This window comes from Streptomyces spororaveus (assembly GCF_016755875.1).
GTDB classification, from domain to species: Bacteria; Actinomycetota; Actinomycetes; order Streptomycetales; family Streptomycetaceae; genus Streptomyces; species Streptomyces spororaveus.
Map to the genome: position 1 here is coordinate 3,848,205 of NZ_BNED01000005.1, position 24,449 is coordinate 3,872,653.

The 24,449-nt window shown below is 74.2% G+C and carries 26 protein-coding genes; 20 read left to right on the forward strand and 6 right to left on the reverse strand.

Going from position 1 to position 24,449, the window contains the following annotated elements:
- The first annotated feature begins 5 nt into the window (after window positions 1-5).
- The 13 genes from Sspor_RS19570 (at window position 6) to Sspor_RS19630 (ending at window position 12,589) form a co-directional block, all read left to right on the forward strand.
- On the forward strand, window positions 6-446 hold the full coding sequence (locus Sspor_RS19570; RefSeq protein WP_030388073.1) for a phage tail protein: 441 nt from the start codon (window positions 6-8) through the stop codon (window positions 444-446).
- Window positions 443-946, forward strand: a complete 504-nt coding sequence (locus Sspor_RS19575) for a zinc-ribbon domain-containing protein (protein ID WP_202200282.1) — start codon at window positions 443-445, stop codon at window positions 944-946. Before Sspor_RS19570 ends, Sspor_RS19575 begins: the two co-directional genes overlap by 4 nt.
- Window positions 943-1,101 carry a DUF6760 family protein gene (locus Sspor_RS19580; RefSeq protein ID WP_202200283.1) on the forward strand — a complete coding sequence of 53 codons (159 nt, stop codon included), beginning with the start codon at window positions 943-945 and terminating at the stop codon, window positions 1,099-1,101. The genes Sspor_RS19575 and Sspor_RS19580 overlap by 4 nt, the downstream gene beginning before the upstream one ends.
- 4 nt (window positions 1,102-1,105) lie before the next feature.
- On the forward strand, window positions 1,106-4,339 hold the full coding sequence (locus Sspor_RS19585) for a hypothetical protein (protein WP_202200284.1): 3,234 nt from the start codon (window positions 1,106-1,108) through the stop codon (window positions 4,337-4,339).
- A gap of 34 nt (window positions 4,340-4,373) precedes the next feature.
- Window positions 4,374-4,799, forward strand: coding sequence for a phage tail protein (locus Sspor_RS19590; protein WP_189970865.1), 426 nt, complete (start codon window positions 4,374-4,376; stop codon window positions 4,797-4,799).
- Between the two features lie 85 nt (window positions 4,800-4,884).
- A complete protein-coding gene (locus Sspor_RS19595) occupies window positions 4,885-5,610 on the forward strand; it encodes a CIS tube protein (RefSeq protein ID WP_202200285.1) in 726 nt (241 codons plus the stop codon).
- Entirely contained in the window at window positions 5,607-7,424 is a 1,818-nt protein-coding gene (locus Sspor_RS19600) for a VgrG-related protein (RefSeq protein WP_202200286.1), read from the forward strand. Before Sspor_RS19595 ends, Sspor_RS19600 begins: the two co-directional genes overlap by 4 nt.
- A 102-nt stretch (window positions 7,425-7,526) precedes the next feature.
- Window positions 7,527-7,844, forward strand: coding sequence for a PAAR domain-containing protein (locus Sspor_RS19605; protein ID WP_202200287.1), 318 nt, complete (start codon window positions 7,527-7,529; stop codon window positions 7,842-7,844).
- Window positions 7,844-8,266: a GPW/gp25 family protein gene (locus tag Sspor_RS19610; RefSeq protein WP_030722541.1), complete on the forward strand. Its 423-nt coding sequence runs from the start codon at window positions 7,844-7,846 to the stop codon at window positions 8,264-8,266. The genes Sspor_RS19605 and Sspor_RS19610 overlap by 1 nt, the downstream gene beginning before the upstream one ends.
- The gene (locus tag Sspor_RS19615) at window positions 8,266-10,245 is read left to right on the forward strand and encodes a putative baseplate assembly protein (RefSeq protein WP_202200288.1); all 1,980 of its coding nucleotides are present in this window, start codon (window positions 8,266-8,268) and stop codon (window positions 10,243-10,245) included. The genes Sspor_RS19610 and Sspor_RS19615 overlap by 1 nt, the downstream gene beginning before the upstream one ends.
- Window positions 10,242-10,805 carry a phage tail protein gene (locus Sspor_RS19620; RefSeq protein WP_202200289.1) on the forward strand — a complete coding sequence of 188 codons (564 nt, stop codon included), beginning with the start codon at window positions 10,242-10,244 and terminating at the stop codon, window positions 10,803-10,805. Before Sspor_RS19615 ends, Sspor_RS19620 begins: the two co-directional genes overlap by 4 nt.
- A 5-nt stretch (window positions 10,806-10,810) precedes the next feature.
- Window positions 10,811-11,998 carry a zinc ribbon domain-containing protein gene (locus Sspor_RS19625; protein WP_202200290.1) on the forward strand — a complete coding sequence of 396 codons (1,188 nt, stop codon included), beginning with the start codon at window positions 10,811-10,813 and terminating at the stop codon, window positions 11,996-11,998.
- A gap of 39 nt (window positions 11,999-12,037) precedes the next feature.
- Window positions 12,038-12,589 (forward strand): GNAT family N-acetyltransferase, encoded by a 552-nt coding sequence (locus tag Sspor_RS19630; protein ID WP_202200291.1) that lies wholly within the window; start codon window positions 12,038-12,040, stop codon window positions 12,587-12,589.
- On the opposite strand, the gene Sspor_RS19635 is transcribed toward Sspor_RS19630, so the two are convergent.
- Window positions 12,573-13,469 (reverse strand): NADP-dependent oxidoreductase, encoded by an 897-nt coding sequence (locus tag Sspor_RS19635; RefSeq protein WP_202203746.1) that lies wholly within the window; start codon window positions 13,467-13,469, stop codon window positions 12,573-12,575. The two genes, Sspor_RS19630 and Sspor_RS19635, sit on opposite strands and share 17 nt — an antisense overlap.
- A 170-nt stretch (window positions 13,470-13,639) precedes the next feature.
- On the opposite strand from Sspor_RS19635, the gene Sspor_RS19640 reads away from it, so the two are divergent.
- On the forward strand, window positions 13,640-14,056 hold the full coding sequence (locus Sspor_RS19640) for a winged helix-turn-helix transcriptional regulator (protein WP_202200292.1): 417 nt from the start codon (window positions 13,640-13,642) through the stop codon (window positions 14,054-14,056).
- A gap of 41 nt (window positions 14,057-14,097) precedes the next feature.
- Window positions 14,098-14,826, forward strand: coding sequence for a Mut7-C RNAse domain-containing protein (locus Sspor_RS19645; protein ID WP_202200293.1), 729 nt, complete (start codon window positions 14,098-14,100; stop codon window positions 14,824-14,826).
- Between the two features lie 34 nt (window positions 14,827-14,860).
- On the opposite strand, the gene Sspor_RS19650 is transcribed toward Sspor_RS19645, so the two are convergent.
- Complete coding sequence (locus Sspor_RS19650) at window positions 14,861-15,328, reverse strand: hypothetical protein (protein WP_237404346.1); 468 nt, start codon at window positions 15,326-15,328, stop codon at window positions 14,861-14,863.
- A 139-nt stretch (window positions 15,329-15,467) separates the two neighbouring features.
- Here Sspor_RS19650 and Sspor_RS19655 point away from each other — a divergent pair, with 139 nt between their 5' ends.
- On the forward strand, window positions 15,468-15,812 hold the full coding sequence (locus tag Sspor_RS19655) for a YnfA family protein (protein WP_202200295.1): 345 nt from the start codon (window positions 15,468-15,470) through the stop codon (window positions 15,810-15,812).
- Window positions 15,813-15,867: 55 nt separating this feature from the next.
- Entirely contained in the window at window positions 15,868-16,641 is a 774-nt protein-coding gene (locus Sspor_RS19660) for an SDR family NAD(P)-dependent oxidoreductase (protein WP_202200296.1), read from the forward strand.
- Between the two features lie 21 nt (window positions 16,642-16,662).
- On the opposite strand, the gene Sspor_RS19665 is transcribed toward Sspor_RS19660, so the two are convergent.
- From Sspor_RS19665 to Sspor_RS41135, 3 genes are all read right to left on the reverse strand, one after another.
- Window positions 16,663-17,334, reverse strand: a complete 672-nt coding sequence (locus Sspor_RS19665) for a polysaccharide deacetylase family protein (protein ID WP_202200297.1) — start codon at window positions 17,332-17,334, stop codon at window positions 16,663-16,665.
- A gap of 92 nt (window positions 17,335-17,426) precedes the next feature.
- The gene (locus Sspor_RS19670; protein ID WP_202200298.1) at window positions 17,427-18,542 is read right to left on the reverse strand and encodes a glycosyltransferase; all 1,116 of its coding nucleotides are present in this window, start codon (window positions 18,540-18,542) and stop codon (window positions 17,427-17,429) included.
- A gap of 67 nt (window positions 18,543-18,609) precedes the next feature.
- On the reverse strand, window positions 18,610-20,103 hold the full coding sequence (locus tag Sspor_RS41135; protein ID WP_202200299.1) for a glycosyltransferase family 39 protein: 1,494 nt from the start codon (window positions 20,101-20,103) through the stop codon (window positions 18,610-18,612).
- 212 nt (window positions 20,104-20,315) lie between these two features.
- Here Sspor_RS41135 and Sspor_RS19680 point away from each other — a divergent pair, with 212 nt between their 5' ends.
- Window positions 20,316-21,104, forward strand: coding sequence for a hypothetical protein (locus Sspor_RS19680; protein ID WP_202200300.1), 789 nt, complete (start codon window positions 20,316-20,318; stop codon window positions 21,102-21,104).
- A gap of 63 nt (window positions 21,105-21,167) precedes the next feature.
- On the opposite strand, the gene Sspor_RS19685 is transcribed toward Sspor_RS19680, so the two are convergent.
- Entirely contained in the window at window positions 21,168-22,361 is a 1,194-nt protein-coding gene (locus Sspor_RS19685; protein WP_202200301.1) for an RtcB family protein, read from the reverse strand.
- A gap of 191 nt (window positions 22,362-22,552) precedes the next feature.
- On the opposite strand from Sspor_RS19685, the gene Sspor_RS19690 reads away from it, so the two are divergent.
- Both Sspor_RS19690 and Sspor_RS19695 read left to right on the forward strand, forming a co-directional pair.
- Window positions 22,553-23,413 (forward strand): DUF3558 domain-containing protein, encoded by an 861-nt coding sequence (locus Sspor_RS19690; protein ID WP_237403933.1) that lies wholly within the window; start codon window positions 22,553-22,555, stop codon window positions 23,411-23,413.
- 115 nt (window positions 23,414-23,528) lie between these two features.
- Window positions 23,529-24,290, forward strand: coding sequence for a DUF3558 family protein (locus Sspor_RS19695; RefSeq protein ID WP_202200302.1), 762 nt, complete (start codon window positions 23,529-23,531; stop codon window positions 24,288-24,290).
- The last annotated feature ends 159 nt before the right edge of the window (window positions 24,291-24,449 follow it).

Here is a 24,449-nt window from a genome sequence, read left to right on the forward strand (position 1 = left end):
CAGTCATGGCAGAGGGCGATGCTCTTTCCACCCATATCTTCGGCGTGCAGCTCGGCGGCTACCTGGTCGAATCGATCCAGGAGATCAGCGGCCTGACCGTCGAGGAAGAGGTCGTCGAGGTCCGCCAGGTCAGCGCGGAGGGCAAGCAGATCATCCGCAAGCAGCCCGGCGCGCGCCAGGCGGGCGAGGTCACGATCACCCGGGGACTCGACAAGAGCAGCGAGTTCACCAAGTGGATCAAGGAGACCCTGAACAACGGCGCCGTCGACACCGCTCGGCAGAACCTCACGATCGAGATCAAGGACTCCACGGGTGCCACCGTCCGCCGCATCCAGCTGATGCAGGGCTGGGCCTCCAAGTGGGAGGGCCCCTCCCTCAAGGCCGGCGAGTCCGCCGCGGCCACCGAGTCCGTGACCATCGTGTTCGAGGAGATCATCGTCGAATGAGGCGCCGTACGGTGACGGCGGGCAACCTGGAGGAGATCCTCCAGGCCACTGCGCCCGCCACGCCCCCGGAGCAGGCGGCACCCGCACCCGCGGCCGCCGCCTCCGCTCCGGCGGGGCGCGAGGACCACAGGCTGCGGACGGAGTTCGAGTTCGAGCTGCCGCGCGGGTACGTCGACGAAGCGGGCACGCTGCACCGGCACGGCTCGATGCGCCTGGCCACCGCCCGCGACGAACTGCGCCCCCAGATCGACCTCCGGGTGAAGGAGAACCCGGCGTACCTGAGCGTGGTGCTGCTCAGCCAGGTGATCACCCGGCTCGGCACCGTCACCGACGTGCACGCCGGGATCGTGGAACGGATGTACGCGACCGACGTCGCGTTCCTCCAGGACTTCTACCGGCGCGTGAACAGCGAGGGACACACCCGCGCGGCGGTCACCTGCCCGCACTGCGAGGGCGGTTTCGAGGTCGACCTCTCCGGTGGGCGCCTGGGGGAATCGTGACGTACGCCCTCCCCCGGCTCAGGGAGGAGATCGCGTACATCGCCTACCACTTCCACTGGCAACGCGAGGAGATCCTCGACCTGACCCACGGCGAGCGCCAGGAGTGGGTCACCGAGATTGCCCGTATCAACACCCGTGTGAACGAAGGCGGTTGAGCAGATGGCATGGCGGGACAGGCTGCGTCGGCGCGCCGCCGTGCCGGAAGCCGCGGCGGCGACGGCCGGGACACCGGCGGCGGCCGGATCCGGGGCGGGATCCGGAGGCACGGCCGCGCCCGGGGCCGTACCCGGCGACTGGGACGGCGGCTGGCGCATGACGGCGCCGCCCGCGCTGACCGTGTCCCGCGCGGCCATGGGCGTCAGCGACGGGCTCGCCTTCCGCTCCGGCCTGGCCGCGTGGCGCGACCCGTCGTTCGACACCGGGCTCGCGCACGCGCTGCTGCCGTCCGCCCCGACCGGCCTCGTCCGCGGGGTCACCCGCCCCGCCGGCCCGCGCAGCGGCCCCGGCGGCGGCGGCCCGCTCCTGCTGCGGGCACTGCCCACCGAGCCGGGCGCGGAGCCGGAGGTGCCGTCGGCCGCGCGGCGCGACACCCCACGGGTCTCGCACCGTACGCGGCCCGACCCGGCGCGCCCGGGGACGGCCGCGTCCACCCCGGACCGCGGCACGCCGGGTCCGGTCCTCTCGCGCGCACCCGCCCGGGGTGACGCGGGCACCCCACCGTCGAGCGGCTCCCGCGGCACCGACCGCACCCCTGGCCCGGCCGCCCCGCCTACCCGGGGCACCGCAGGCACCCCGACGCCGACCGGCCCGCCCGTCTCCCGCGCCCCCGCCCGCGGTGACACGGGCACACCATCACCGGGCACGCCGCGCACCACGCCGCCAACCCGACCCCTCGTCTCCCCCACCCCGGCCAGGGACACCACGGACACCCCACCCACAGGCACCCCGCGCACCACCACGCCGGCCGGCCCGCTCGTCTCCCGTGCCCCCGCCCGCGGTGACACGGGCACACCATCACCGGGCACGCCGCGCACGTCGACGGTGGTTCCGGACGCGACGGCGGGGGCGACGGCGGCTGCGGCGAACGCCGTGGCACCGTCCCGCGCCGGCGACCACGTACGGGCCCGGGCCGCGGGCTCCGGCCCCGCCCCGTCGGGCACTTCGGGCGGGTCCGGTTCCGGGCCCGGCGCACGGGGCCTCACGTCCACCCACTCCGCAGCCGTGCTCGGGGCGTCCGCGCCAGCCGTGCAGCGGGCTGCCGTCTCCCCCGCCGAGCCCGGCCGTACGGCGATCTCGCCCGGGCGGTTCCCGGTGGTCCGCCGCATCGCGGTGGTCCCCGGGGCATCCACCGAAGCCGTGTCCGGGCCCGCGGCCCAGCGCTCCGCCGCACGCCCCTCCGGGCCCGGGGCGCCCGCCCCGGCGGCCCCCGCCGTGGTCCGGCCGCGCCCCGTCGGGCGTGCGCTCACCACCGCCCGGGTCCCTGCCACGCCACGGCGCCGCGTGTCCGCCGTGCGGCCGTCCGCCGCGCCGGATCCGGCCCTGGGCGTACCCGTTCAGCGCGCGCAGACCCGCGCACCGCTCGCCACCCCACTCGGCACCCCGCACACCGAACTCCCGCCCACAGCACCACCGTCGACCCCCGCCCCGGCCATGCCCACGGTGCAGCGCCGGGCAGAACCCTCGGAGACGCCGGTGCACCACACCCACACGCCGCTCACCGAGCTCCCGCCCGCGGTCACACCGTCGACCCCCACCCCCGCGGGCGGCCCCGCACCGGAAACGCCCGTCCAGCGGATACGGACCCGCGCACCCCTCGCCGAACTCCCGCCCACCGCCACCCCATCGGCCCCCACCCCGGCCATGCCCGCCATGCCCGCCCTGCAGCGCCAGGTGGAACCCGCCGCGAGCGGCCCGGTGGCGGAGACGCCCGTCCAGCCGGCCGCCGCCGAGTTGGCGGCCACGGCCACCCCGACGAACCCGACCCCGGCCATGCCGACCCTGCAGCGCCAGGCGGAACCCGCCGCAGGCGGCCCCGCACCGGAAACGCCCGTCCAGCGGATACGGACCCGCGCACCCCTCGCCGAACTCCCGCCCACCGCCACCCCATCGGCCCCCACCCCGGCCATGCCCGCCATGCCCGCCCTGCAGCGCCAGGCGGAACCCGCCGCGAGCGGCCCGGTGGCGGAGACGCCCGTCCAGCCGGCCGCCGCCGAGTTGGCGGCCACGGCCACCCCGACGAACCCGACCCCGGCCATGCCGACCCTGCAGCGCCAGGCGGAACCCGCCGCAGGCGGCCCCGCACCGGAAACGCCCGTACAGCGGATGCGGACCCGCGCACCCCTCGGCGCACCCCTCGCCGAACTCCCGCCCACCGCCACCCCATCGGCCCCCACCCCGGCCATGCCGACCCGGCAGCGCCCGGCAGCACCGTCGGAGGCGCCGCTCACCGGGCCACCGCCCGCGGTCACACCGTCGACCCCCACCACCGCCACCCCGGCCATGCCGACCGTGCAGCGTCAGGCAGGGCCCGCCGCCGGCGGCCCCGCGCCGCGGGTGCGCAGCGGCCTGGGGGCGCCCGTGCCGTCGATGCCGGTGAGCGCCGTCTCCTCCAGGTCCCGCGGGCACACGCCTCTGCCGGGCGCGGGCGCGGGCACGTCTGCCGCGCAGCCCCGTACCGGAGGGCCGGACGGGCGGGCCACCACCGCCGCCCGGGAGCGTTCCGGGCCGGTCCCGCTCGTGGCCGCCCGTGCCGTCGGCGGGACGGCCGCGCCCCGCGCGGCCGCGCCCCGGGCGCTCCGGCTCCTGGCGGCTCGGCCCCTGGCCCTCGGCACCCTTGACGTGGCGGGCATGGGGGCCGCGCCGGCCGCCGTATCCCGCCCCCGCCCGGCCGGCCGGCCCGTGGTCCCGGCGCGCTGGTCCGCCCCGTCCCCCACCGCACCGCGGCAGACGCCGCAGACGCGGCAGATCCAGCGAGCCGCCCCCGTACCCCCGCGCCCGGCGCCCGCCACGCCCGCGGCTCGCGCCGCAGCCGTCCCGCTGACCGTGACCGGCCCGTACGCGCCGCCGCTCGTGGTCCAGCCGGCCCCCACCGCTCCGGGTGCGGGACCCGTGCCCGTCGTACGGCCCGCCATCACCCCGGGCGCGCCCGTCCCCTCGCCGCCGCCGAGCGCCCCGCCCCCGGTGCAGCGCGACGCCGGCGGCAGCCGGACCGGCGGGAGCCGGACCGGCCCCGGCCGGTCCGACAGCGCGCGCGACCCGCTGCCGCACGGTGGCGGCGACCTCGACATCGACGACCTGGCACGGCGTCTGCTCGACCCGGTCGCCCGCCTGCTGCGCACCGAGTTGCGGCGCGGCCGGGAACGCGCGGGCCGGCCCTTCGACGGCCGCCGCTGAGAACGCGTACGAACGAGAAACGGACGACGGACCGATGACGGACAACATCTTCGCCACCAGCGTGTTCTTCCGGCTGGCCATCGGCGGCAACGACCTGGGCGCCTTCCACACCTGCTCCGGCATGGGCGCCGAGGTCGAGATGGAGAGCTACGCCGAGGGTGGCAACAACGGCTTCACCTGGCAGCTGCCGGGCCGTGTGACCTGGTCGAACATCACCCTCACCCGGCCCGTCACCGCGGACACGGCGAAGATCGGCCGCTGGCTGGACGAGACGCTGCGGCGGGTCGAGCCCAAGGACGGGGAGATCGTGGCGCTCCGGCCGGATCTGAGCCGGATCATCAGCTGGCAGGTGTTCGGGATCGTCCCGGTCCGCTGGCAGGGGCCGTCCTTCGACCCCGCCAACTCGGCCGCGGCGGTCGAGACGCTGGAGATCGCCCACCAGGGGCTGCTGCCCACCTGACCGCCTGGCCCACCTGACCGCCGGGACCGCCCGGCCCCTCCCGTACTCCTCCTCCCAGCCCGCTCCCGAAGGGAAGAACCACGCCATGGCCTCATCGGCACGCGCCAGCCGCGCCCGGGCCCAGCTCACCCTCAAGGAGCCCCCGGCCTCCGTCGGCGCCAAGCCGGGCGGGGTGGTCGCGAAGCTCGACCTCCAGTTCAACCCGTCGACCCTGCAGCTGGGCAAGACCACCGAGTGGCGGCGCTCCCCGTCCCGGATGGCCGGGCAGTCGGCGCTGCCCGAGTTCGTCGGCAGCGGTCCGCGCACGCTCAGCCTGGACGTGTTCCTGGACGCGACCGCCACCCACGACAACTCGGTGGAGCAGGCGGTGGAGAAGCTGATGAAGGCGTGCGTGCCGACCCCGGCCAGCCTCGGCCGCAAGAAGCCGGCGAGCCCCTGGGTGCGCTTCGAGTGGGGCAGCGCGCGGACGACGTCGTTCGACGGGGTCCTGTCGAACCTGTCGGTGTCGTACACGCTCTTCGACGTGGACGGCAAACCGCTACGGGCCACCTGCTCGCTGTCCATCGAGGAGGCGAGCGTCGACCCGCCGGGCCAGAACCCGACCTCCGGCTCGCGCACCGCCCGCAGCACCCACACCGTGGTGGCGGGCGACAGCCTGGCGATGCTCGCCTGGCGCGAGTACGGCGACGCGACGGCCTGGCGGGTCATCGCGGAGGCCAACGGCATCGACGACCCGATGGCGCTCGTGCCGGGCAGCGAGATCGTGGTTCCCGGTACGCGGGACCAGCACGGCGAGGAGGAGCAGCGGTGAGCGGGTCCGAACCCGGGGGCCGGTCGTTCGCGGCCGACCCGATCGTGGAGGCCCCGGGCGAACTGCCGCAGATCTGGGCGGCTCAGCTGGTGAGCTGCGTGGTGGACGAGAACGTGGGCCTGCCGGACACGGCCGTGCTCACCTACCGCGACCCCGACCACGAGTTCCTGCGTGCCACCGGCATCACCATCGGCAGTCCGCTGCGGGTGTCGGTGGCCACCGTGAAGGGGCAGGCACGGGAGCGGCTGTTCAACGGCGAGGTCACGGCCCTGGAGATCGACCGGGACCGCACCGGATCGTTCACCGTCGTGCGGGCCTACTCCAAGGCGCACCGCCTCCAGCGCGGCCGCAGGGTGGTGGCGTACCGGAACATGACGGCCGCCGCCATCGTCCGCAAGGTGGCCGCCGGAGCGGGCCTCGCCGTCGGCAAGGTGGAAGCGGCGCCGGTGACGTACAAGCAGCTGTCCCAGGCGAACGTCTCCGACTGGGACTTCCTGCAGTACCTCGCGGGCGAGAGCGGTGCCCAGGTGCGCGTCGACGACAAGGGGCTGCTCCAGTTCACCCGGCCCGTGAAGGCGTCCGGGGCGCCCGCCCCGTCGACGTCGGCCGTACGCGATCCGATGGTCCTGGAGTACGGGAGGAACCTGCTGGCCCTGCGGGCCGCGCTGTCGGCCGCCGACGGCTCCTCGACCGTGCAGGTCCGCGGCTGGGACGTGACCACCAAGCGGCCGCTGGTCGCCGAACAGCCGTCGGTGGTGAGCGACACGGTGGTACCGGGCCTCAGCCCCCAGCTCGCCGCGCGCTTCGGGAAGTCGGCCGTGGCCGTCACCGACACTCCGTACCGTACGCAGGCCGAGACCACGGCGGTCGCGAAGGCGGCGGCGGACCGGACCAGCTCCGGCTTCGGCGAACTGGAGGCGGTCGCCGAGGGGAACCCGCTGCTGCGGGCGGGCAAGGCGGTGGCGCTCGGCAACGTCGGACAGGCGTTCTCCGGCCGGTACACGGCGACGGCGGTGCAGCACGTCCTGGAGCCGCACGGCGGCTACCGCACCACCGTGTGGGTCAGCTCCAGCCCGGACCGCTCCCTGGCCGGCCTGGTGACCGGCGCCAACGCGCCGGGGCGCGGCCCGCGCATCCCGGGACTCGCGATCGGCGTGGTGACGGACGTGCGCGAGCCGAACGGCTCCGAACGCGGCGCGGTACGGCTGAAGTTCCCCTGGCTGGACGACACCTACGTCAGCGACTGGGTGCGCACCGTCCAGTGGGGCGGCAAGGGCGGCGGCGGTGTGGTGAGCCCCGAGGTCAACGACGAGGTGCTCGTCGGGTTCGAGCAGGGGCTGCTCGACAGCCCGTACGTCATCGGCGGGCTCTACAACGGCGTGGACCAGCCCTCACCGCACGACGTGCCGCTGATCGACAAGACCAGCGGGAAGGTCAACCGCCGCTCGGTCGTCTCGCGTTCGGGCCACCGCGTGGAACTGCTGGACGCGGCGGCGCCGGGCCCCTCCGGGCTGCGGCTGACGACCGGGGACGAACGGCTCGAAGTACGCCTGGACGACCGCCGGGACCGCATCGAGCTCACCGTGTTCGCGGGGCGGGGCCGCCCGCTGACCTCGGTCCTGCTGGACAGGAACGGCATCACCCTCGACGCGCGGCAGGGCACGGTGAAGGTGTCCGGCCGCCAGGTCGACATCGACGGCACCGCCGGGGTGAGCATCGCCGGCCGCTCGGTGAAGGTGTCCGGAGCCGCGGACGTCACCGTCAACGGCGGCCTGCTCGCCACCCTCAAGGCCCGGCTCATCCGCATCAACTGAGCCCTGCCCCGACCCCCTTGGACCACGACCCCGACCACGGCCACGTCCCCGGCCCGTCCCCGTCCCCGTCCCCGTCCCCGTCCCCGTCCCCGAGGAGCACCGATGCCAGCCGCAGCCCGTACGGGCGACCCCACCAACCACGGCGGCCGGATCGCCACGCCGCCGCCCGGCGCCGCCGCGGCGGTCGCGACGGTGCTGATCGGCGGGCAGCCCGCCGCCGTCGTGGGAAGCCTGCACGTCTGCCCGGTCCCGCCGCACGCGGCCACGGGTCCGGCCAACGTGCTCATGCCCAACCCGGTCGCCCTCGCCGCGGGCGCGGTGCTCATCGGCGGGCTGCCCGCCGCCCGGGCGCGCGACCAGACCGCGTGCGGGGCGATGGTCCTGACCGGCGCCCTGAACGTCCTGATCGGCGGTGTGTGATGAGCGAACGGTTCATCGGGCGCGGCTGGGCCTTCCCCCTGCGGGTCGGGCCGACCGGCGGGATCGCCATGGTCGAACGCGAACGGGAGCTGGAGGAGGCCATCCGGCTGGTCCTGGGCACCGCCCCGGGAGAACGGCCCATGCGGCCCGAATTCGGCTGCGGCATCCACGAGTACGTCTTCGCCCCCGGCGACGGCGACACCGCCGGACGGGTCGCCCAGCAGGTGCGCGAGGCCCTGGAACGCTGGGAGCCCCGGATCGCGGTGGACGAGGTCGTCGTGGCCTTCGACTCCGTGGAGGCGGGCACCCTCTACATCGATGTGCACTACACGGTGCGCACCACCAACGACCGGCGCAACCTGGTCTTCCCCTTCTACACGATCCCCTCCGAGGAGGGGGCCGAGGAAATGGTCGCGGACTGATGGCCCTGCCCTCCCCCAACCTGGACGACCGACGGTTCCAGCAGCTCGTCGACGAGGCGAAGCGGTACGTGCAGCAGCGCGCGCCGGAGTGGACCGACCACAACGTCTCCGACCCGGGCGTCACCCTGATCGAGACGTTCGCGTACCTCGTGGACCAGCTGCTGTACCGGCTGAACCGGGTCCCGGAGAAGAACTACCTCGCGTTCCTGGACCTGTTGGACATCCAGCTGTACCCGCCGTCGGCCGCCGTCGCCGACGTCGACTTCTGGCTGTCGGCCCCGCAGCCCGACACGGTGACACTGCCCGCGGGCACCGAGGTGACCACCGCCCCCGGCGAGTCCGAGGAAGCCGTGGTCTTCGCGACGACCGGCGATCTGCGCATCGTGCCCAGCGAGTTGACGCGCCTGGTCACCGCGCCCCGCACCGGAGACATGACCGACCGGACCGGTGCGCTCGCCGAGGGCCGCGACATACCGTGCTTCCAGGCGGCGCCCGAGCCCGGCGACGCCCTGCTGTTCGGCCTGCCGACGGCGGTACCGCGCTGCGTGGTCGCGGTCCGGCTCGACAGCCGCGTCGAGGGCGTCGGCGTCGACCCGCGCCAGCCCCCGCTGGTCTGGGAGGCGTGGGACGGCGGCCGCTGGCAGCCGTGCGAGACCGACTCCGACAGCACCGGCGGACTCAACCGGCCCGGTGAGGTCATCGTGTACGTACCGGCCGGGCACACCGCCTCGCTGCTCGGCGGCACCCGCGCCGGCTGGCTGCGCTGCCGGGTCACCGCGCCGGAGCCCGGCCAGCCGTTCTACTCGGAGTCCCCGACCGTGCGTGAGGCCGCCGTCTTCACCGTCGGCGGCACCATGCCCGTGGAGCACGCCGAGCGCGTGAGCGACGTACCGCTCGGCCGGTCGGAGGGGGTGGCGGGGCAGACCTTCCGGCTCGGCCGCCCGCCCGTGCTGCTCGACGGGGAGCCGCCGGTGGTGGAGGTGTCCTCCGCCGAGGGGTGGCAGCGCTGGGAGGTGGTGGAGCACTTCGGCCGCTCGGGTCCGGACGACCGGCACGTCCGCGTGAACGCCACCACCGGCGAGTTCGCCTTCCCGCCGGTGCTGCGCGAGGCCGACGGCACCCTGCGGCCCTGCGGCGCGGTGCCGCCCAAGGGCTCCCAGGTCCGCGTGGCCCGCTACCGCACCGGCGGCGGCCCCGCGGGCAACGTCTCCCGCGGCGCGATCTCCGTACTGCGCAGCTCCGTCCCGTACGTCGCCCGCGTCACCAACCGGGAGGCGGCGCGCGGCGGCGTCGCCGGGGAGACCGTCGACAACGCCAAGCTGCGCGCGCCGCAGGCGCTGCGCATGCAGGAACGCGCGGTGACCGCCGAGGACTACGAGATCATCGCCCGCGAGGCGGCGCCCTCGGTGCGCCGGGTCCGCTGCCTGCCCGCCACGGACGGTTCCGGCGGTACCGCCGGCGCCGGCGCGGTACGGGTCCTGGTGGTGCCGGACGCGGTGGCCGACGAGCGCGACGACCGGCTCCGCTTCGAGCAGCTGATCCCCTCCGACCAGGTGCTCGCCGCGATCGCCGGCACCCTCGACGAACGCCGTCTGATCGGCACCCGCCTCGTCGTGGAACCGCCCGTCTACCAGGGCGTCACCGTGGTCGCCCGGCTGTCGGCGCCCGCCGCGGACGCCGACCGGGTGCGCGAGGCGGCGCTCGCGGCGCTGTTCCGCCACCTCAACCCGCTGCACGGCGGGCCCGACGGCGGCGGCTGGCCGTTCGGGCGGCCCGTCCAGTACGGCGAGGTGTTCGGCGTACTGCAACGCGCCGTCGGGGACGTCCTGGTGGAGGAGATCCGGATGTTCGCCGCCGACCCGGTCACCGGGCGGCGCGGCGCCCCCGTCGACCGGATCGACATCGGAGCGGGCGCGCTGGTCTTCTCCTACCAGCACCAGGTGGTCGTGACGGAGCCGGAGAAGGGGGTGCGCGCATGAACCGGGCCGCCGTCCCCGGCCTGCCCAGCCGGCACCCGATCGGTGAGCAACTGCCCGCCCTGTACGCCGAGGACGACTTCGCGCAGCGGTTCACGGCGGGGCTGGACACCGTCCTCGCCCCGGTGTTCGCCACCCTCGACAGCCTGCCCTCCTACTTCGACCCCCGGCTGGCCCCGGCCGACTTCCTGTCCTGGCTGGCCTCCTGGGTGGGCGGCGTCGACGACCCCCGGTGGCCGGTCGCGCTGCGGCGCGAGGCGGTGGCGCGGGCGGTGGAACTGCACCGCAGGCGCGGCACCCGGCGCGGCCTGACCGAGGCCCTGCGCCTGGTACTGGGCGTGTCCGCCGAGGTCAGCGGGGACGGCGGGGCCACCTGGTCCCGCACGTCCGGTGCCGAGCCGCCCGCCGCCCCGGCCGACGAGGTCCTGGTCCGGGTGTGGCCGGGCCGCGAGGCGGTGGTGGACGCGGAGCGGGTCCGTGCGCTCGTCCGCACCCTGTGCCCCGTCCACACGGTCTGCCGGGTCGAGGTCCTGTCCGGACCGCCCGCGGGCGAAGGGAAGTGACGGCGGTGCGAGCGTGTCCCGTGTGCGGGGCGTCCAACGGCGAGACGGACGACTTCTGCGGCAACTGCGGCGCCTACCTGGGCTGGTCGGGCTCCCCACCCACCCGCGCCCCGGCCGCCCCGGGCCCGGACGCCCCCGAGCCCGAGCCCGAGCCGGAGCCCGCAGGGGATCCGGCCGTTCCCGGGGCCGACGCCGCCCCTGACCGCGCCGACCCCGCCCCGCCCGCGGCAGCCGGGTCGGCCCGACCCGCACCCGCCGCCCGGCAGGCGGCGGATACGGCCCCCGCGACGCCCCCTGCGACGGCCCCCTCGCCGCCCTCCGGGGCCTCCTCGGCGCCGCCCGCGCCCGGCCCCGCGGCCGCCGCCCCCCGGGCCGTCGCACCGCAGGCACCCGCACCGCAGGCACCCGCGCCGGCCTCGCCGCAGCCCGTCCGGCCCGCCAAGGCCGTCGCCCCGCGCCCGGTCGTGCGTCCCGCGGCCGTGAGCGACTCCGGGGCCGGCGTGCCGTGCCCCGTCTGCGGCACGCCCAACCCGCCCGAGCGCCGGTTCTGCCGCCGCTGCGCCGCTCCCCTGACGCCCGCCACCGCGGCGGCACCCCTGCCCTGGTGGCGGACCGTGTGGCCGTTCCACCGCCGCACGCGCGGGGGTTCGGGCCGGATGACGCGCTTCCTGGTGGTCCTGGCCGTCGTACTGGCCCTCTGCGCGGGCGGCTTCCTGCTGCTGCCGGCCGGACGCCACCTGATCGAGGACACCCGCGACAAGCTCGGCAAGGCCAAGGAGGTGACCGCCGCCCGGGTCGAGGCGAGCGCCGAGGTGCCCGGGCACCCGGTGGGCGACAGCACCGACGGCCTCAGCAACCGCTACTGGGGCGCGCCCGCCCCCGGCGCCTCGGCGACGTACACCTTCGCCGAGCCGTTCCGCCTGGTCGACGTGATCATCACCAACGGCGCCTCGGCGTCACCCGAGGAGTACGCGCACCAGGCGCGGGCGCTGCGGATCGACATGGAGGTGACGGCGCGGGACGGCCGGAAGGTCCACAAGGAGCTCGTCCTGAGCGACAAGCCCGGCCCCCAGACCTTCCCCACCGGCATCAGCGACGCCACCACGGTCCGGCTGACCCTGGACGCGCCCGCCGGAGCCGCACCGGAACGTCATCTCGCCCTGGCGGAGGTGGAGTTCTTCCGCCGCGGCTGACGGCCGCCGTGCCGCACCGCGCCGGAGTAGCGTGTCCGGATGGACACGCACGTACGGCTGGAGCCCTGGTCCGCCGGGGACTTCTGGCTGCTGGAGCGCAAGAACGAGCCGGTCATGACCGAGTTCCTCGGCGGCCCCGAACCGGCCGCGAAGCTCGTCGAGCGACAGCGGCGCTACGAGGCGATGAGCGCGCGGGAGCCGGCCGCCGGCCGGATGTTCCGCGTGGTGTGGACGCCCGCCGGGGCCCGGGGCGCCGAGAGCGTCGGGTCCGTCGGTTTCTGGGAGCGGGAGTGGCAGGGCGAGCAGGTCTACGAGGCCGGCTGGGGCGTCCTGCCCGAGTTCCAGGGCCACGGACTGGCCGTGGCGGCGCTCACCGAACTCCTGGCCCACGTCCGCGCCCACGGCTCCCGCGACAGCGTCCACGCCTTCCCGGGCACCGACCACCCGGCGTCCAACGCGGTCTGCCGGCGGGCCGGGTTCGAGTACCTGGGCGATGTCGACTTCGAGTACCCGCCCGGGGTGCCCCACCCGAGCTGCGACTGGCGCTACCGGGTGGGGCGTCCGCGGAGCGGGATCACGCCGTCAGGATGATGCGGCCGCGGACCCCCGGCGTCCCGAGGTGGGCGTGGGCCTTCGCAGCCTCGCCGAGCGGGAAGGTCTCCGCGACCCGGAGGGTCAGCGCGCCCGCGTCCACCAGGGCCACCAGACGGGCCAGGTGCTCCCCGTCCGCCGCGACCTCCTGCTCCACGACCCGGACACCGCGCTCCGCGGCCGGGGCGTGGTTCGGGATCAGGCCGACGTAGACCCCGCCGTCGCGTACGGAGCCCAGCGCGGCCTCGCCGAGCACGGCCGCGTCGAGGACCCCGTCCACGGGCCCGGCCGGAGCCTCGCCCCGCCGGACGAACCCGGTCGCGCCCAGGGACCGTACGTACTCCTCGTCGTCCGCGCCCGCCAGGGCCGTCACCACCAGCCCGGCCCGTGCGGCGAGCTGGACGGCGAAGCCGCCGACGACGCCCGCGGCTCCGGTGATCAGCACCGAGGACCCGGGGGCGAGCTCCAGCAGGTCCACCGCGCGGGCGGCGGTGAGGCCGGCGAGCGGGAGCCCGGCCGCGGTGACCGCGTCCACGGTGGCCGGGGCGGCCGCGACGGCGGTGGCGTCGAGCACCACGTACTGCGCGTGCGTGCCCAGGGGCTTCACCGGCCCGTAGTGCAGGCCCACGACCCGGTCGCCGGTGTTCCATCCGCTCACGCCGGCGCCGATCTCGTCGATCTCCCCGGAGACGTCCCAGCCGAGGCCGAGCCGCTGCCCGGCGCCGCCGAAGACCCCGGCGCGGACCGCGCCGTCCACCGGGTTGAGCCCGGCGGCGGTGACCTTGACGCGGAGCTGGCCGGCTTCGGGGCGGGGCGCCGGGACCTCGGCCAGTGCGACCTGCTCCGGACCGCCGAACCCGGTCACCACGGCCGCCAGCATCGTCTGCTCGCTCATCTTCGTCTCTCCCGTTCGCTGCATCAGCTCGTCAGTTCGTTCGCTCGTTCGTTCACGCATTCACGCGTTCCCGATGAGCACTAACCTAGGGAGAGGTACTCTCTTTTCGTAAGTACGCACTCGAAGGTGCGTACCCGACCCGGAAGTGGGTGCCCATGGCCACCAGCACCGCCGCGGCCCGCCGCGAGGAAGCCCGTTCCGCCTACGACGCCTTCCTCAAGGAGTGCCCCACCAGCCAGCTCCTGGCCCGCATCAGCGACAAGTGGGTCGGCCTCATCGTCAGCGCCCTCGGCCAGGCCGAGGACCGCTCCATGCGCTACAGCGACCTCGGCCGCAAGATCCCCGGCGTCAGCCAGAAGATGCTCACCCAGACCCTGCGCTCCCTCGAACGCGACGGCCTCGTCACCCGCACCGTCACCCCCACCGTCCCCGCCCGCGTCGACTACCGGCTCACCGACCTCGGCAGCAGCCTCGGCTGCCTCCTGTCCTCCGTGAAGCTCTGGGCCGAAAACCACTTCGACGAGGTCAGCGCCCACCGCGACACCTACGACCACACCACCGCGACGTCTTAATTCGGCCGCGACCGCCGCCCCGGAAATGGCATGCTGAGCAGGTGAACGGACCCGGCATTCAGCTCACCCTCGCCCCCGAACTGCGCCTCTTCGCCCCGCCCAGCCGGCGCGTGGACCGCGTACCGACCGCGACCGACGGCGCCTCCAGCCTCGGCCACGTCGTCGAATCCGCCGGCGTCCCCCTCACCGAAGTCGGCCGCCTCCTCGTCGACGGCACCGAGGTACCCGTCTCCTACGTGCCCCAGGACGGCCAGAGCGTCGAGGTGTTCGGCGTCGAGCGACCCCAGCAGGTCCCCGGCGCCCCGCTCCGCTTCCTCCTCGACGTCCACCTCGGCACCCTCGCCCGCCGCCTGCGCCTGCTCGGCGTCGACGCCGCCTACGAGAACGAGGACATCGGCGACCCCGCCCTCGCCACCCGCTCCGCGGCCGAACGGCGCGTACTGCTCTCCCGCGACCGCGGCCTGCTGCGCCGCCGCGAGCTGTTCGCCGGCGCGTACGTCTACAGCGACAACCCCGACGAGCAACTGCGCGACGTACTGGGCCGGTTCGCGCCCGCCCTCGCACCGTGGACCCGCTGCACCGCCTGCAACGGCCCGCTCCACGAGGCCGACAAGGAAAGCGTCGGCGACCGCCTGGAACACGGCACGCACCGCTCCTACGACGTGTTCGCGCAGTGCACCGAGTGCGAGCGCGTCTACTGGCGCGGCGCCCACCACGCCCGCCTGGAACGGATCGTCGACGAGGCCCTGGTGGAGTTCGGCACGGCGTGAGCGCCGCCGTCCCGGACCCGCCCGGCCGCCTGCGCTAGAAGGCGTAGGCGTCGCCCGTGTCCAGCGCCAGGACCACGTGCTCGTTGTTGGCGTGGTTCCGGTCCGTCGCACCGCCGTTCCACCAGGTGTCGACCCGCACCGCCACCTCCGGCGCCGGCTCCCGCAGTTCCAGCCGCAGCCCGATGTGCCGCCCACGCCCGTGCAGCGGCAGCGGCCCCGTCTCGCACACGACCTCGCGCAGCCCTGCCCGCGCGCAGCCCTCCGCCAGCTCCTGCCGGTCGGCGAGCTCCGCCGACAGCCGCACCCGCACCGTCGCGTTCGGCAGCGCGGCGGGCCCGTCGTTCTCCGGGACCAGCCAGATCCGCAGCCGCGCCCCGGACAGGGCCACCCGGCCGTGGTAGGCCACGTCGGCCTCCGGCCCGTCCCCCACCGATGCCCGCGCCTGCGCCGACGCCTGCCCCGTCCCGGGGACGCCCGCGCCAAGCGCCAGCAAACCCGCCACCACCACACTTCGTACGGCACCACGGCGCACCGACACCACCTCCTCGCGCGGAGGCTAGTCAGCGGCGGCCCCGCCCGGTCGGACCATCACACGAACGAGGGCGCGCCCACCCCCCATCTGCCATGCGTACCGTTGCGCCATGCCGATCACCCTCCTCGCCCGCTCCGCCGCCCTCTTCCTCCTCGCCGCACTCCTGGAGATCGGCGGCGCCTGGCTCGTCTGGCAGGGCGTCCGCGCGCACAGGGGCTGGGCCTGGATCGGCGCCGGGGTGATCGCCCTCGGCCTCTACGGCTTCGTCGCCACCCTCCAGCCCCAGGGCGACTTCGCCCGTGTCCTCGCCGCCTACGGCGGGGTCTTCGTCGCCGGATCCCTCGTCTGGGGCGTCGTCGCCGACGGCTACCGCCCCGACCGCTGGGACATCGCCGGAGCCCTGGTCTGCCTCGCCGGCATGGCTGTGATCATGTACGCCCCGCGCGGCCGCTGAGCCACGCCTATGCTGGGCGGGTCATCGCCCGTACGAACGAACGAGGAGCCCGCACATGAGCACGGCCGCCACCCGAACCGCCGTAGTCACCGGCGCGAGCAGCGGCATCGGCGCGGCCACCGCCCGGCAGCTCGCCGCAGCCGGCTACCACGTCGTCCTCACCGCCCGCCGCAAGGACCGCATCGAGGCCCTCGCCGCCGAGCTCGCCGAAGCCGGCCACCAGGCCACCGCGTACGCCCTCGACGTCACCGACCGCACCGCCGTCGACGCCTTCGCGGCCTCCCTCGACCGCTACCCCTCCGTCGACGTACTCGTCAACAACGCCGGCGGCGCCATCGGAGCCGAGCCCGTCGCCACCGGCGACCCCGCCGACTGGCGCACGATGTACGAGGTCAACGTCATCGGCACGCTCCACGTCACCCAGGCCCTGCTGCCCGCCCTCACCGCCTCCGGCGACGGCACGGTCGTGGTCCTCTCCTCCACCGCCGGCCACTCCACCTACGAGGGCGGGGCGGGCTACGTCGCCGCCAAGAACGGCGCCCGCGTCCTCGCCGAGACCCTGCGCCTGGAGATCGTCGGCCAGCCGGTACGCGTCATCGAGATCGCCCCCGGCATGGTCAAGACCGAGGAGTTCGCGAAGACCCGGTTCCGCGGCGACGCCGAGAAGGCTGAGAAGGTCTACGCGGGCGTCGCGCACCCCCTGTCCGCCGACGACGTGGCCGACACCATCACCTGGGCGGTGACCCGCCCCAGCCACGTCAACATCGACCTCCTGGTGGTCCGTCCCCGCGCCCAGGCCTCGAACACCAAGGTCCACCGCGAGCTCTAGGGAGAGCAACTCCCAGACGGCCTAGAGGACTCCCGCCGCCTTCAGGTGCGGCATGAGGGCCGCCGGCTTCAGCCCGGCGGCCCTCGCCGCGTCCAGGGCTCGCCGGAGGTCCGCCGCCAGCGTCGGCGTGAAGTGCAGCAGCACGATGTCCCCGGCCTTGAGCCGCGGTGTGGGCGGGGTCTCGCCCCAGGTGGTGAAATCGTGCGTCCAGGTGATCAGCGCCTTCACCCCGCACGCCTTGGCCGCGAGCCGCACCTCGTCGTTCACCGCCCCGTACGGCGGCCGCAGCAGCTTCGGCGTCCGCCCGAAGGCGGCCTGCAGCCGCTCCCCGGCCCCGCACACCTCGGCGTCCTTGCCGGCCGCGTCGAGCGTGGTCAGGTCCGGATGGCTGACGGTGTGGTTCTCCACGCTCGCCCGCCCCTCCTCCGCGAGCCGGGTGAAGTACCCGGTGTCGTACGAGGCCGCCCCCGGCAGCAGGAACAGCGAGACGGGCACCCGCCGGTCCAGCAGCATCCGGGCAGCCTCGGGATCGTGGCTCCACCCGTCGTCGATGGTGATGAAGACGACCTGCTCCGAGGTCGGCACATACGACACGACGGGCGGCAGCCCCACCCTCGCCTGAGCGGACCCTCCGGCCCCGAGGACGAGCGACAACGACGCGAGCGCGGCCACCACCACGCGGGATCTCCACATGCCGCCCACCTTGGTCTAGACCAACTGGCAGCGTCAATACCCCCGTTGGCCCCGTCCCGGCGGATCACGGATCACGGATCGGGGATCGGGGGTCAGGCGTCCACGAGGTCCGCCACACCGAGCTTCTCGCGGGCGAACGCGAGATTGCGTGCCACGCGGTCCCGCTCCGCCGGTGGCAGCTTGTCCCCCGCGAGCAGCCGTTCGGCGCACTCCGCCGACTCCTCGTACGCCCCGATCCAGTAGGCGGCGACGGCCAGTTCGTCCAGGGCGCGCCAGTCGTACCAGTCGAACTCGACGAACAGGACGTCGCTCGGAAACGGGATCCGCGCCGCCGCCCGCGCGAACAGGTACGCCAGCGGCCAGCGCTGACCCTCGACCCGGCACAGGCGTGCGAGGTCGCCCAGGGCTTCCGCCCGCTCGGGGCGGCTCTCGTGTGCGCTCAGGTAGCGGTCCATCACCTCGGCGTCCGGCCGGCCGGTGCTCGCCGCGAGCCGTGCGGCGTACAGGCGGGCGCAGAAGACCTCCTCGGCGAAGCCGCCCATGCCCGCCCGGCGGTCGTAGGCGGCCAGGGCCTTCTCCGGCTCTCCCGCGTCGCGCCAGCTCTGGGCCAGGTAGAAGACGTAGCGGGCGTTGTCGGGTTCCTTGACCAGGCCCGCTTCGAGGACCGCGGCGTCGTGCAGGTACTTCTTGCGCTGCCCGTCCCGCAGGAGGCGGGCGCCGCCACCCACCGAGCGGATGTGGGCGCCCGTGAGCGTCCCCAGGCTGTAGGGGCCCGCGCAGTCGATGTACTCGTGCAGGACGCCCACGTAGCGCCAGGGCAGCCGGGTGGAGACGAGGGCCGGACGCCAGTGGACGAGGGGCCCGTCGTGCAGCGCCACCCGGTAGGCGTCCTCCGTCAGCTCCGGCATCCGGAAGCCCGGCTCCACCTCCATCAGGTCGTCGGCGTCGATGAAGAGCAGGTAGTCCGCGTCCGCGCGCGCGAGGTCGATCGCCTCGCTGCGGCTCGCGTCGAAGCCCCGGAACGGGCTCTCGTGCAGAGCGCCCGGCAGATCTCCGAGGACCTCGCGGACGAGGTCCTGGGTGCCGTCCGTCGAGCCGGTGTCCAGGATGACCCAGCGGTCGATCAGGGGACGCACGGATTCGAGGCAGCGGCGGATGACCGGCGCCTCGTCCTTGACGATCATGTTCAGGCAGATCTTCGCTTTCACAGCCCGTCCAACCAGGTGAGTGCCGACAGGAGCGGCGGAGCCCCGGGGGGTGCCCCCGGGTGTCCTCCTAGGACTTGCGTTGCAGGAGCGCGACGGTCAGACCGCTCAGCCGTTCCGTCCCGTAGGTCGTGTACTGCGCGCGCAGCACCCGGGCCTGCACCGCCGGGACCGATTCCAGGGGGTCCGGACCGGTCCCGGGGACGACCACCCAGATGCGGCTCTCGCCCCGCAGGCACCGGGCCGGCTGCGTGCAGTACGCCGGGTACAGCTCGTCGTTCTCGGCCGCCGACCTGGCGAGGAAGACCTCCCTCAGCTCCGGATCGCGCCCGAGGTAGTAGCGGACCCCCCGGTCGAGCATCCACGGCCCTCCGCGGACGTACACCACCCCGTCCCCCGGCCGGTGGTACTTCTCGATGGTCCGTGCCGCCCCCGCGTAGTCCGCGCCGTGCGGGACGTCGTGCTCGAACGGCTCCCTCATCCTGCGCTGGTCGGGCAGCACCAGCAGCGAGAGCGCCGCCAGGACCACGGCGACGACGCGCCAGGACCGCGCGGCCGCGGCGAGTCCGGCCCCCGCCAGGACCGCCCAGTGCGGCACGGTGAACATGACGTACTGGAAGCGGAAGTAGGAGACGTCCCCGTGGGAGGCCGCCCACAGCACCAGCGGGGGCACCACCACCAGCGCGGCGCACGGAAGCAGGGCCTCGCGCCGCTCCTTCCCCGCGAGCGCGGCCAGCGTGACCACCGCTCCGGCGCACAGGCTCGACGCGAACACCTGGGGCCAGATGCCGGCGAGGGCCCACAGGTCCGGCTCGGGGACCCAGAAGAGCTGGCGGGACGCCTGCGACCGGCCGAGCAGGATCACCGGCGCGGCGCAGGCGCCGCCGACCGCGGCCGCCGCCAGGAAGCACCACAGTTCCCGGCGCCGGCGGCGCGCGCGCAGGAGCACCGCCGCCAGGTGGCCCGCCACGACGGTGAGCGCCACGAGGTGCAGCAGGCCGACGACGGCCAGGCACGCCGAGTACGCGGCCCACCTCCCCCAGCTCCGGGGCCGGTCGAACGCCCGCAGAAGCAGGAGGGTGGCCACGGTGGCGGCCAGGACCACGAGGGCGTAACTGCGGGCTTCCTGGCCGTACCGGCTCACGACGGGGACGACGGCGAAGAGGACTCCCCCGCACAGCCCGGCCCGCTCGCCGAAGAGCCGCCGGCCGATCAGGGTGACGACCGCGGCCGTGGCGGCCATGGCCAGAGCCGAAGGCATCCGCAGGCTCGTGTGCGAGCTCCCGAAGAGGGCCGTCCACCCGTGCATCAGCAGGTAGTACGTGCCGTGCACCGCGTCGACGCGGTGCAGCATGGCCAGGATCCGCGCCGTACTCCGCTCGGCGACGTCCCAGGTGACGATCTCGTCGGTGCCCAGCAGCGGGCCGCGGATCCCCGTGAGCGTGCACGCGAGCGTCGCGAGCGCCGGCCACATCCACAGGCCGAAGGGCGTTCCGGGGAGCTGTCGCCCCGTTGTCCCGGGCCCGGCATCCGCGTCCTGCGCCGGTCGGATGAGAGTCGTCACGCAGACAGTGATAGCCGCGGCGCGGGGCGGCGGCCGGGTCGCCACGAACGGGCCGGGACCTCTTTCGCCTGATCAGCCCCCCGTTGACCCATCGGCCCACAAATCGTAGGCCAATGTGTTGATATGCCTGCGCGCCTCTCTCGGGATGGCGGCCGCAGCCCGAATGCTCCCGCGCAGGATCACTCCCATTCGGTTCCACGAGGAGCAACGCAATGAGTCCGGAGAATTGGACCCCTTCCCGTCTGGGCCCGCTGCCCCGCCACGGCAAGTGGCGGGTCGGCAGTGCTGCGGCATCACTGGCCGTCGTGATGCTCGGCTACGCCAGTCCCGCACTGGCGGTCGCCGACGGGCCTCAGCCGTCCGGTACGGCGCCGGCGGTCGCGGCGGGCGGGGACAGCTGCAAGGAGGGCAAGGGCCGGCACGACGACGAAGAAGACCCCGACGTCCAGGGCTTCGGGGCGGGGGGCCACGACAAGTGCAAGGGGGCGACCGGAGCCACCGGGCCGACGGGGCCGACGGGCCCCACGGGTGCCACCGGGGCGACGGGCGCCACCGGAGCCACCGGCCCGTGCGTGGACATTTCCACGTCGTGGGACGAGCGGGAAGTCAAGTACAAGGCCGTCCTCGCCCCGGACGGCATCGCCTGGGCGGGCGTGTACGACTTCAACGCGGCCAACCCGACCGTACCCGCCTACACCTGGTACGACCTGACCACCGGCTCGACGGATTATCCGGCCGACCCCTGCGGCATCACGATCGCCGAAACCGCGAACAGGGTGATCGTCGAGGTCCTCACCACGGCCGGACAGGTCTGGGAGACCGAGTGCCCCGTCGTCCGCGGTGAGCCGGACCTGCTGGACTGCCCCGACCCCGTCGTGTGGACCCCCGCGAACCCGCAGCCCGGGTCGCTCATGCGCAACCACGGCAGCCCGATGCTGAAGCCCGGCGTCGGCGCGGCGCCCGTCGACAAGGGCCTCTCGAAGAGCTCCGCACGGCCCTGACCCTGCCGGAACCCCACGTGCCGTGCCCGGATCCTCCGGGCACGGCACGTCCGCGCGCGGGCCTCAGCCCTTGACGCAGATGACCTGCTTGAGCTTGGCCACGACCCGCACCAGGTCGGTCTGCTGGTCGATGACCTGCTCGATGGACTTGTACGCGCCCGGGATCTCGTCCACGACGCCCGAGTCCTTGCGGCACTCGACGCCCTTGGTCTGCTCCGCCAGGTCGCGCGCCGAGAACCTCTTCTTCGCCGCCGTCCGGCTCATCCTGCGGCCCGCTCCGTGCGAGGCCGAGTTGAAGGACTTCTCGTTGCCGAGCCCCTTCACGATGTAGGAGCCCGTGCCCATGGAGCCCGGGATGATCCCGTAGTCACCGCTCCCGGCGCGGATCGCGCCCTTGCGGGTGACCAGCAGGTCCATACCGTCGTACCGCTCCTCCGCCACGTAGTTGTGGTGGCAGCTGATCTCGCGGTCGAAGGAGACCTTCGCCTTGCGGAACTCCTTGCGGACGACCTCCTTGAACAGGCTCATCATGGCCGCGCGGTTGTACTTCGCGTACTCCTGCGCCCAGAAGAGGTCGTTGCGGTACGCCGCCATCTCGGGCGTGGCCGCGAGGAAGACCGCGAGGTCCCGGTCGACCAGGTTCTGGTTGTGGTCGAGCCCCCGGGCCACCCCGATGTGGTGCGCGGCGAGCTCGTTGCCGATGCCGCGGGAGCCGGAATGCAGCATCAGCCAGACCGAACCCGACTCGTCGAGACAGAACTCGATGAAGTGGTTGCCGCTTCCCAGCGTCCCGATCTGCTTCATGGCGCGCTCGTGCCGGAATTTGACGGCGTCGGCGAGGTAGTCGAAGCGGTCCCAGAGGCCCTCGTACCCCTCGACCGAGAAGCCGTACAACCGCGACGGGTCCACCGCCTCGCGATGCATCCCCGTCCCCACCGGGATCGCCCGCTCGATCTTCGACCGCAGGCCGGACAGGTCCCCCGGCAGGTCGTTCGCCGTCAGCGACGTCTTCACCGCCGACATTCCGCAGCCGATGTCGACGCCCACCGCCGCCGGGCAGACCGCGTCCTTCATGGCGATCACCGAGCCGACGGTGGCCCCCTTGCCGTAGTGGACGTCCGGCATGACGGCCAGGCCCTTGATCCAGGGGAGGGTGGCGACGTTGTGCAGCTGCTGCATCGCGCTGTCCTCGACCGACGCCGGGTCGGTCCACATCCGGATCGGGATCTTCGCCCCGGGTACCTCTACATACGACATAAGGAATCAATCCCCCGAAAACCACGGAAAAGTCAGAATACGCAAAAGCCTCGCTCTTGATCCCAAATACGACAGGGGACCGGCGCCAGCACCAACGTGTGCGATAGACATTGTGTCCAGCCGCGCCCAAGTCGCGGCAACGCATTTTCCTGACCGTCGGGGGGCCCGCCGGTCGAAGGGAGCCAGTGGACGTGCAGCGCAAGGCGGTACGGCGGCGAGTCCTGCCAGGCATCGCGATGCTCACCGCGCTCGCGGCCGGCGCGGCCGGTCTGACCGGGTGCACCAGCGGGAGCGGTGGCGGAAGCACCAGCGACTCGAAGGCCGGCGGCAGCGCCGCCGCGCCCGCCCAACCGGGGAAGTACCGCAGCCTGCCCTCGCCCTGCAAGGCCGGCGCCGACAGCAAGAAGCTCAAGGGCATGCTCCCGGCCGGGGACAGCCTCACGCCGGAGCAGCGCGACCAGATGTACGCCGGCGTCGCGGACGCCTCGTACGACGGCGACCGGCACGTCGGCTGCCGCTGGACCGGGCAGAGCCCCGAGGAGACGCGGCTGCTGTCGGTCGGCTTCGAGCGCGTGGTCTCCTACGACCGGACGGCCAGCAGCGACGACGACAAGGCCAAGCAGGTCTACGTACGCCGGCTCACCGACGCGAAGCTGCCCTTCCCCGGCCCGACCGCGAGCCCCACCCCTGCGGCTCCCGCCCCCGGCGCCCCCGGCCCGGCGGCGCCCACCCCGGCGGCCCCGGCCCAGACCGCACCCGCACCCGGGGCGCCGGTCTCCCCGTCCGCGAGCCCCTCGGCGCCCGTCGAGCTCGGGTCCCGCGTCCTGGAGGGCCTCGGCGGCGAAGCCTTCCTGGAGGACAAGCTCAGCCCCGCCGGGGCCAGCGCCGCGCAGTCCCGCACCGTGCGCATTGTGTTCCGTACCTCGAACGTCATCGTCACCATCGAGTACAGCGTGCAGCCCGCACTGCCCGGCACGGTCCCGCCGAGCACCGAAACCCAGGAAAGCGCACGGCAGTTGGCGGATGCCCTGGCCGAGCGTTTCAGCGAGTGAGCGGTGCGCGCCGCGGCCTCGCGTGACGGCGCGCACAGCAGGCGGGTACCCGATCGGGCTACCGTTGCCCGGGTCCCGTGTCCGAAGAACAACCGACAAACGTACTGAAGGAACCATGCACCGATCAGCCTCGCGCCTCACCCGCGTTCTCGCCTGCGCAGCCGTCCCGGTGATCCTCACCGTCGCCGGGTGTTCGTCCGACTCGGGTAAGGACACGGGCTCGAAGGGCGAGAAGACGTCCGGTTCGTCCTCGTCCGCCAAGCCCAACCCGAAGTCCTCCAAGACGCTGGAGAAGGCGACCTTCGCCGCGCTGCCGGACCCCTGCAAGGCGCTCCAGGCACCGACGATAGAAACGCTCGTCCCGGAGGTGAAGGACAAGAACGGGCAGGCGCCCAAGTCGAACGACGTGGCCACCCGTACCAGCTGCGCCTGGAACGGCCTGGACGCGGACGGCCTGAAGGGCTCGCAGTTCCGCTGGCTCTCGCTCTCCTTCTTCCGCTACGACTCCGACGCCGCCCTCGGCAGCGCCAACAAGCGTGCGGAGGAGCAGTACAACAAGGAGATCGAGACGGCGAAGTCCGAGGAGGGCGCGCAGGCCCCGAAGGCGGAGGCGGTGGCCGGGATCGGCGACCAGGCGACGTCGGTGATCTACACGGTGAAGAAGGACGTGGACTCGTTCAACACCTCGATCGTGGCGCGCGCGCAGAACGTGGTCGTCCGGCTCGACTACAACGGCGCCGCGTACGAGGGGGCCGGCGCGCCGGACCACGCGAAGCTGCTGCAGGACGCGATCACGGCGGCCAAGGAGGCTGTGACCTCGGTGGACGCGGCCAACAAGGCGCCGGCGGAGCAGCCGCAGTCCCCGCAGCCCCAGTAGGGACGGGTGCGGGGCGGGGCCTCCTGGGGCACTGACATCCAGTCACCCGTACGCTGTGCCTGCCGCAGCTCGGTAAAGGCGCGGTAAGTGCCCAGTACTCAGCACCAGCACTCTGCGCTCGGTATGTGCTCGACAAGGGGAGGGGATCGCGGGTGGCCG